Genomic DNA, 8,683 nt, shown 5'->3' on the forward strand with positions numbered 1-8,683 from the left:
CGATGGATCCGCTACAGCTCCTCTCCGGTGCATTACTGCTGGTCGGCGCATTCTTTTTCATTGCAGGGACGGTCGGTCTGATTCGTCTACACGACCGCTTCAGTCGGCTCCACGCCTTGACCAAGGCAGACAATGTCGGTCTGGGATTCATCGTGCTCGGGCTGATGCCGCTGGCGCCCGACCTCTTCTACGGCCTGAAGCTCGTCTTGGTTTGGCTGCTCGTGGTGATCGCAGGCGCGACGGGCGCACACCTCATCGCCAAGCGCGCGCTGCGCGGCGACGGCGAGGACGTCCTATGAATGCCCTTCTCACCCTCTTCGATCTGCTGTTGACCTTGACCCTGCTCGGCCTTGCCGTCGTCACCGTCACGAGCCGCGAGCTGCGACGGGCGGTGATCCTCTTCATCGCGTTCGGACTGCTGCTCGCACTGGTCTGGGCGCGACTTCGGGCGCCCGATCTGGCCCTTGCCGAGGCGGCGATCGGGGCCGGCCTCAGCGGCGCCTTGATGCTCGCCGCGGCCCGACGGGCCTCGGGTCGCAAGACCTCCACGGGCGAGGACAGCGACGCGAAGGACGCGCCGTGATTCGGCCTCTGGAGCACATCATCATCCCGCTCGGGCTGATCGCCGTCGGCGGCCTGCTCGGCTGGTCCTTCTTTCTGGCGGTCACGGGCGAGGCGGGAGAACGGCTCGCAGCCGTGGCGCTGGCGCGCGTGCCCGACAGCGGCGTGTCCAACCCGGTGACCTCGGTCCTGCTGAACTTCCGCGCCTACGACACCCTACTCGAGCTGGCCGTGCTTTTGGCCGCACTGCTCGGGATCTGGTCCCTGGGAGCGGCCGCCCCCGGCTTTCAGCCGGCAGCAAGCGTGCTCGACGGCATGGTCAACGGGTTTGTCCCTCTGCTGATCCTCTCGGCCGGGTACATGCTGTGGGTCGGCGCCTATGCACCGGGCGGCGCCTTTCAGGCCGGAGCCCTACTGGGCTCGGCCGGCGTCATGCTTGCGCTCGCCGGACATCGCAACGCCGGGCTTCCGTCCGAAGGCCGACTGCGCCTCCTCGTTGCGCTCGGCGTCTTCGTCTTCGCCATGACGGGTCTGCTGCTCATGGTCGTGGGCGACGGCTTTCTGACCTACCCCCCGAGCCTCGCGAAATGGCTCATCCTACTCATCGAGACGGCTGCGACCCTGTCCATCGGCGCGACCCTGGCAGCGGCTTACTTGGGCGGCCGACCCGCCGCACGCCCGACGACCGGAGAGACGGCGTGACCGGCCAGGTCCTCTACTCCCAGCTCTTCTACGGCGGATCCGGAATCATCCTGGTGCTGCTCGGTCTCTGGTCGTTTCTCGTGCATGCGCCGCTGCTGCGCAAGCTGATCGCCATCAACCTGATGGGCGCCGGCGTCTTCCACATGCTGGTCGCGATCGCCTACCGCGGGATCGACACCTCGCCGGATCCGGTCCCGCACGCCCTGGTCCTGACCGGGATCGTGGTTGCCGTGAGCGCCACGGCACTTGCCTTGGCGTTCGGCAAGCGATTGGATCAGGATGATGATTGACGCCCTGCCCCTGTCGGTCACCCTGCCGTTGATCGGCGCATTCGCTGTCACCGTCTCGCCCGGGCATGCCCGCGGCCCGGGCCTCTTGGCCGCCCTGCTCACGGCCGCGAGCGCCCTGTCGGTGACGGCGGCGGTCTGGAGCGACGGCGTCCTGAGGGCCGATCTCGGCGGCTGGGGCGTCCCGCTCGGCATTGCCTTGGAGGCCGACGGGCTCTCGGCGGCCTTCCTGGCGATGGCCAATGTGGTCGCACTTGCCATCAGCGTCTATGCCGGAGGCTACTTCAAACAGGAGAGCGCGCGGCACTTCTGGCCCCTCTGGTTGTTGCTGTGGAGCGCATTGAACGGACTCTTCCTCGCGACCGACCTGTTCAACCTCTATGTGACGCTGGAGCTTCTCGGCCTCTCCGCCGCGGCACTGGGCGCACTCACCGGGACGCGCGAAGCGGTCGCCGCGAATCTGCGTTACCTGTTGGTGGGCCTGCTCGGTTCCATGAGCTATCTGCTCGGCGTCGCACTCGTCTACGCCGCCTACGGTGTGCTGGATATCGGCCTGGTCGCCGAGGCGATCGAGCCCGGCCCGATCGCCTGGACTGCCATGGCCCTGATGATCGGCGGCCTGATCCTGAAGGCCGCACTCTTCCCGATGCACTTCTGGCTCCCGCCCGCTCATGCCAACGCCCCGGCACCGGTCAGTGCCGCCTTGTCCGCCCTGGTGGTGAAGGCCGCCTTCTATCTGGCCTTGCGCCTCTGGCTCGACGTCTTCGCGCCGGTGCTGAACGAAGCCGCTGCAAACCTGCTCGGCACTCTCGGCGCCGCAGCGGTCGTCTGGGGATCTTGGCGGGCACTGCGCGCCGAGCGGCTCAAGCTCCTCGCGGCCTATTCGACCGTCGCCCAGATGGGCTATCTCTTCATCGCCTTCCCCTTGCTGGTCGCGACCCCGCCCGGCCTCGCCCGGGACAACCTCCTGGCCGCCGTCGTCTTGCTTGCCCTGACCCACGGCCTTGCCAAGGCCGGTCTCTTCCTCGCCGCCGGGATGGTGCAGAAGACCGCGGGGCACGACCGGATCGACGACCTCGGCGGTGCGGCGCAGGCGCTGCCCGCAGCCACCTTCGCGATCGGTCTGGCGGGTGTCGCCCTCATCGGTCTACCGCCGAGCGGAACCTTTCTGGCCAAGTGGATGATGCTCGAGCAGGCGATGATCCTGGGGCTCTGGTGGTGGCTGGTCGTGATGATGATCGGCACGCTGCTCGCGGCCGCCTACATCTTTCGCGTCCTCAGCCGGGCCTTCAATCGCGAGCCCACGCCCTATCGTTTCGTCAACGACGCGCGCACCGAGCTCCCGGCGCTCCTGCTCGGGCTGATCGCGACCTTCGGGCTCGGGATCGCCGCGCAGCCGCTGTGGGTCTTGCTCGAGCAGGGGGCCTTCGGATGAACTTCGACGCCTGGCTGCCGGCCGCGATCCTGCTGAGCTCGATGATCCCGGGCATGCTGATCTTCCTCCTGCGGGAAGAAAGTCATCGCCTGCGCACCGTCCTGAACATGACCGGCGCGCTGCTCAAACTGGGGCTGGTGATCTGGATGATCGGCGGCGTCTACGACGGACACCGTTACGAGACTCGCTGGACGCTCGCACCCGGCCTGGACCTGGTGCTCAGGGCCGACGCCTTGGCGGTGCTCTTCGTCGCCTTGTCCACGCTCTTGTGGTTGGTGACGACCATCTATGCGATCGGCTATCTCGAGCATTCGCCGAACCGCAGCCGATTCTTCGGCTTCTTCAGCATCTGTGTTTCGGCGACGGTCGGCATCGCCCTGTCCGGAAACCTGCTGACCTTCGTGATCTTCTACGAGATCCTGACCTTGGCGACCTATCCCTTGGTCGCACATCGCGGCACGCCCGATGCCGCGCACGGGGCCAAGGTCTATCTCGCCTACACGATGGGCGGCGGGGCCTTGCTCCTGGTCGGAGCGATCTGGCTGCAGGCGCTCGTCGGCCCGGTGGAGTTCACGCAGGGCGGGATCCTGGGCGTGTCGCCCGAGGAAATCCGCATTGAGCTGATCCTGATCTTTTTCGTGCTGTTGGCCGGGCTGGGGGTCAAAGCGGCCTTGGTTCCGCTGCACGGTTGGTTACCGCAGGCGATGGTCGCCCCCGCACCGGTCAGTGCGCTGCTGCACGCGGTTGCGGTGGTGAAGGCCGGGGCCTTCGGGATCGTGCGCGTGGTCTACGATGTCTACGGCGTGGAGTTCGCCTATGCCAACGGTCTGCTCGTGGCGCTCGGCATCCTGGCCTCCGTCACCATCATTTACGGGTCGCTGATGGCCCTGACCCAGGACAGTCTGAAAAAGCGGCTGGCCTATTCGACCGTCAGTCAGGTGTCCTATATCGCGCTCGGCGCCTCGATCTTCGGGCCCATCGCGACCATCGGCGGCATGGTCCACCTGGTTCACCAAGGTCTCATGAAGATCACGCTCTTCTTCTGTGCCGGGAACTATGCAGAGACGTTGGGTGTTCACAAGGTCAGCGAGATGGACGGCGTCGGGCGTCGCATGCCCTGGACCAGTCTCGCCTTCACGGTCGGCGCGCTCGGCATGATCGGGGTCCCGCCGGTCGCGGGCTTCGTGAGCAAGTGGTATCTCGGGCTCGGCGCCGCGGATGCCGGCTCGAATTGGGTCATCGCGGTCCTGATCGCGAGCAGCCTGCTGAATGCCGCCTATTTCCTGCCCATCCTGCACCGCGCCTGGTTCAGACCCGCCCCGAAACAGTGGCCGCAGGAGCACCGCCATGCCGGGCGATTGGAGATCGCGGGTGCCTTGCTCTGGCCGCCGGTGATCACGGCAGTGCTTGCGCTGAGCGCCGGACTCTTCGCTGCCGCGCCCTTCACACCGCTCGAGTGGGCGAGCCTGATCGCGGAGCGGGAGTACGGCCGATGACCTGGCTCCTACCGCTCGTCGCCGCGATTCCGCTTCTGGCGGCGGCCTTTGCCATGCATCGGCTGTCCTGGTGGACCCCTGCCGTCGCCGCCGTGCCCGCGCTCGTCGCGGCATTGTCGGTTCCGACCGGGGAGTCGCTCGACCTACCCTGGCTGCTGCTCGGCGCGCGGTTCGGTCTCGACGAGATCGGACGGATCTTTCTGATCTTCACCTCGATCCTCTGGATCGCCGCCGGTATCCATGCCGTCGCGAGCATGCGCGGCACGCCGCACGTCGGGCGCTTCAACACCTTCTTCCTGCTGGCGATGGCCGGGAACCTCTGGCTGATCGTCGGGCAGGACCTGGTCAGCTTCTATGTCGGTTTCGCGCTCATGGGGCTCTCCTCCTACGGCCTGGTGATCCACGAGGGCGACCGGAGCGCCTTGCGAGCGGGCAAGGTCTATCTCGTCTTGACCCTGGGCGCGGAGCTTGCTCTGTTCGCGGCATTGGTCATGATCGCCTCGACGACCGGCTCGATCACGCCGACCCCGGAGGATCTCGTCGAGCTCGACGATCTCGCGATCGCACTCCTGGTGCTCGGTCTCGCGGTGAAGGCCGGCCTAGTCCCGCTGCATGTCTGGCTTCCGTTGGCCCATCCAGCCGCACCCATTCCGGCCAGTGCGGTGCTCAGCGGCGCCATGATCAAGGTCGCCCTGCTCGGTTGGCTGAGGTTCCTGCCCGTCGGCGAGGTCGCATTGCCGGGCTGGGGGCTGCTGTTTGTCTTTGCCGGCCTGGCGACGGCCCTGTATGCAGCCCCCATCGGTATCCTGCAGTCCAACCCGAAGGTTCTGCTGGCCTATTCGAGTGTCGGCAAGATGGGGCTCATGGCGGTGACCTTGGGACTTATGCTCATCGAGCCCGAAATCGCTCCGGTCGCCGCCATCGGCTTGGCCCTCTACGCCGGACATCACGCGCTGACCAAAGGCGGCCTCTTTCTAGGCGTGGGTCTGCGCAAATCCGCAGGCTTACAGGGGGTGGTCTTTGGCGGGCTCGTGCTGCTCGCCTTGTCGATGGCCGCCGTGCCGCTCAGCAGCGGCGCCGTGGCCAAATACGGGATCAAGCCGGTCCTAGTCGATTCCGATTGGGCGTGGCTGCAGGTCGCTGTCGCCATGACCACCGTCGCGACCGCCTGGATGATGGTGCGGTTCATCTGGAGTTTGAAGCGCGTTCATCGAGCAGGTCACGACGTCGTCACCGAGCACGATCCAGGCGGGAACAACGAGCCTCGAGCGGAAGGCGCTTCAAAGCGTTTTTTTGATCGAAACCGAGTGGGGCGATGGTTTGGGTTCGGGGCGCAACTCGCTAAACCCGGCGAGGGTGGGGATCGCTCCGGAGGCGGCTCGGCCGCGACCCCGATTCCTCGGGCCACTTGGGCGCTCGTGGGTTGGGTTCCGCTGATCGGCTTGGTGATTCTTTATCCCTTGGTGCTCGGATCTCCGACAGCCTGGCTGACCGATGTCAGGCTGATCGCCCTGGCGGGCCTGCTCGCCATCCCCGTCGCCGTGCTCGCCTTACGGCGGCCCGCGGCGCTGGCGACCCTGGTCGACAGCATCAAACCCGGCGATCTGCTCGAGCTGGTCCGCCCGCTCCTGATGAGTGCGCGGTGGACACTGCGCTGGTCGATCCGCGGCTATCGGAGTGCCTCTGCTCGCCTGGCCGCTCCGCTTCGGGAACGCCTGACCGAGCTCGCTCGGCGTCCGCCCTCAGATCTGGATCTCCGGCTCACCGCCTGGCCACTCGCGGGCGGACTCTGGCTCGGCATCATGACGCTTTTGATCGTCATGGCGTTGGTCGTGCCGATACAGAGACCGGTGCCTCAGCGAGTTGATCGCGACGACGCGACGCCGGTCATGGCATCGCCGACGACTGCCCCGGCTGCCGCGGCTGCCCCGGCTGCGCCCGATGCCGTCGCGATTGCGCCTGATCCACTGCCCGACGCCACGGATCCCGACCCGAGCGCACAGCCGACGGCCGGGCCGACCGAACAACCAGACGCGCTCGACCCGAGCACCGAGGCCGACGCTCCCGTGCTCGATGCGCCGAGTCGACCACTTGAACCGGAGGAATCGGAGCTCGCGCCGTCGGAGTCGCTCGCGGTCGTGCCCCACGCCGCCGAGCCGGTTTGCGATCCCGACGAGCCCTATGTCTTCCGACACGCCGCAAGCAGTCGCGAGGTCGTCTTGGCCCGATGCGTCTCCGTGGACGGCACGCCGCAACGTCTCGATGCGCCGCCTTTGTCGAACGCACTGGTCCTCCTGATCCAGGCAAATCTCGACGCACTCGGCTTCGATCCCGGCCCGGCCGACGGTTTGATCGGACCCCGCACCCGCGACGCGATCCGAGGCTTCCAGACCGATCGCGGTATTACACCCACTGGCGCCATCACCTTCGATCTGCTTGATCGGCTGCGGGAGCCCGATTAGGCCGAAGAGTCCTGTCTGCTATGCGCGCCCGACGTTCGAGATCCAGCGAGAGGTTGAGCTTTACCGCACGCCGCCATTGTTGAATCAGACCCGACCATTATTGACCGGGCATGCGCTCGAGCAACCGTCGTGCAGCGGCCTCCACCCCGGGAACAGGCGGAAAATCGAGAAGTGCCCGCCACAGCTCCGTACGGGCGGCAAAACCAGGCTCCCCGCGCCTCGGCTCCATGGGGGTGACGGTCATCCAGGTGATGAAACGCTCGGCGGCGAGGCGCGACGCGGGTGATCGCTCGGGATCCAGCGCGGTGGTGCGCGCGCTGCTCAGGAAGAGCAGCGCGACTTCACCGCGATCGTTCAGCTCGGCCTGGCTCAGCGCGTCGAAGAGCGTCGCGCGCTCGGCATCGGAAAGCACGGCGACGGCGGCGTCGACCTGACGAACCGCCTCCATCAGCGCAGCGTCGCCATCCTCCGGTTGCACCGGGGGGCGCCGAAGACCCATCGGCTCGAGAAGAGCTGCGTAATAGGAGGGCGGGCCGATCGCGGGCCACCGGATGTTCTCGAAATCGCCAAACGCCTCGGGGTCATGCATGCTGATCGGCAGTCGTCTGCCCAGCGTGAGCTCGGGGAGGAAATCGGCCGCCAAATGATAGCTCTGGCGATCGATCCAGCGTGCCGCACCGAGCAACGCATCCGACCACCAGGGCACCAACACCAAGGGCAAGACCCCGACAATCGCGCGCGTTCGCGGTGACTGATCGAAGAGGGTGATGACGACCCCGGTCCCCCAGACCGCAAGCCCGATCATCAGCAGGATGATCGAGGTTCCAAGCCGGTCCGAAGACATTTCGAGACCGCCGACCAATGTTTCGGGATAGGCATTCTCGGGATGCTCGGCGTCATAGCGCAAGTCGACCGACCGCTCGCCCTCCCGCGGCCACAGCCGAACCAGCCACTCAAGCGGTCGATCGAGCTCAAGCAGCAGGGCATCCAGCTCGGTTCCGGGCGGCGGCATCGCCGCGCGAACCTCCTCGGTCTGCCCGACCGGCGTCCAATAGGCAGCCTCGCGGCTCGACAGGAGCGCCCGGACGTCCGCAGCCATCCTCAGCGAGATAACCGGATTGCCGGCCGAGTCACGGGGCCAGGCCGCTTCGACGCCGGGCAAGATCCCGCCGACGTCCAGCACGCCGAGGTCACCGGGCAGACGCGGCTTGCGCCCGTCGCTGCAGAACACACGCCGATAATCCTGCCCCGCGACCGAATAGTCCGCGGTGATACAGAGCTTCATGAACGCATGGTGCGACCAGTGATCGCCGTCCCGTGCACGGTCGGCATCCAGATCGAGCCACCAGAAGGGTTCGACGGATCGAGCCTCCGCCCGCCCGGACAGCGATGCGACCTCCCGTTGGAACATTCCGTAATCCGGACCGATCTGCCAGCCCGCCGCGAGAAAGGCGCCGCCGAACGCCAACATCGGCACGCCGACAAGGTACATCCAGCGACCCAGCAGCAGATCGAATAGCCATGCAAGCACCCGCGCGGCAACCGTGCCCCCCGGGTCCGGATCACGACCCGTCTGCGGCTCGCGCATCATCTACCTCTTAACGTCGGCGCCGAGCCGACTGAGTGATTAAACCTTTTGGTCTCATAAGGTCGAGAACGACTCCGAAACGGTCGCGGTCAATCCAAGCATGCTGACCTTGCCGATCCGATTCATGTTGGTGATTAGCGTCGTTCCTCAGC

8 protein-coding genes are annotated in these 8,683 nt (G+C 66.6%); 7 read left to right on the forward strand and 1 reads right to left on the reverse strand.

The features are described from left to right. The first annotated feature begins 2 nt into the window (after positions 1-2). The 7 genes from B4N44_RS05435 to B4N44_RS05465 are packed head-to-tail and all read left to right on the forward strand — an operon-like array spanning position 3 to position 6,943. Positions 3-299, forward strand: coding sequence for a cation:proton antiporter (locus B4N44_RS05435; RefSeq protein WP_296697672.1), 297 nt, complete (start codon positions 3-5; stop codon positions 297-299). After that, entirely contained in the window at positions 296-583 is a 288-nt protein-coding gene (locus B4N44_RS05440) for a Na(+)/H(+) antiporter subunit B (RefSeq protein WP_296697675.1), read from the forward strand. The genes B4N44_RS05435 and B4N44_RS05440 overlap by 4 nt, the downstream gene beginning before the upstream one ends. Next, positions 580-1,263 (forward strand): MnhB domain-containing protein, encoded by a 684-nt coding sequence (locus B4N44_RS05445; RefSeq protein ID WP_296697676.1) that lies wholly within the window; start codon positions 580-582, stop codon positions 1,261-1,263. Before B4N44_RS05440 ends, B4N44_RS05445 begins: the two co-directional genes overlap by 4 nt. Continuing rightward, positions 1,260-1,553, forward strand: a complete 294-nt coding sequence (locus B4N44_RS05450; protein WP_296697679.1) for an NADH-quinone oxidoreductase subunit K — start codon at positions 1,260-1,262, stop codon at positions 1,551-1,553. Before B4N44_RS05445 ends, B4N44_RS05450 begins: the two co-directional genes overlap by 4 nt. Beyond that, complete coding sequence (locus tag B4N44_RS05455; RefSeq protein WP_414718115.1) at positions 1,546-2,985, forward strand: complex I subunit 5 family protein; 1,440 nt, start codon at positions 1,546-1,548, stop codon at positions 2,983-2,985. The genes B4N44_RS05450 and B4N44_RS05455 overlap by 8 nt, the downstream gene beginning before the upstream one ends. After that, positions 2,982-4,481 carry a proton-conducting transporter membrane subunit gene (locus B4N44_RS05460; protein WP_296697685.1) on the forward strand — a complete coding sequence of 500 codons (1,500 nt, stop codon included), beginning with the start codon at positions 2,982-2,984 and terminating at the stop codon, positions 4,479-4,481. The genes B4N44_RS05455 and B4N44_RS05460 overlap by 4 nt, the downstream gene beginning before the upstream one ends. Continuing rightward, entirely contained in the window at positions 4,478-6,943 is a 2,466-nt protein-coding gene (locus B4N44_RS05465; RefSeq protein WP_296697688.1) for a proton-conducting transporter membrane subunit, read from the forward strand. The genes B4N44_RS05460 and B4N44_RS05465 overlap by 4 nt, the downstream gene beginning before the upstream one ends. Before the next feature lie 97 nt (positions 6,944-7,040). Here the strand turns inward: B4N44_RS05465 and B4N44_RS05470 are convergent, their stop codons facing one another. Beyond that, positions 7,041-8,534, reverse strand: coding sequence for a hypothetical protein (locus B4N44_RS05470; RefSeq protein ID WP_296697691.1), 1,494 nt, complete (start codon positions 8,532-8,534; stop codon positions 7,041-7,043). Between the last annotated feature and the right edge of the window lie 149 nt (positions 8,535-8,683).

This window comes from Thiocapsa sp. UBA6158 (assembly GCF_002423035.1).
GTDB lineage: Bacteria > Pseudomonadota > Gammaproteobacteria > Chromatiales > Chromatiaceae > Thiocapsa.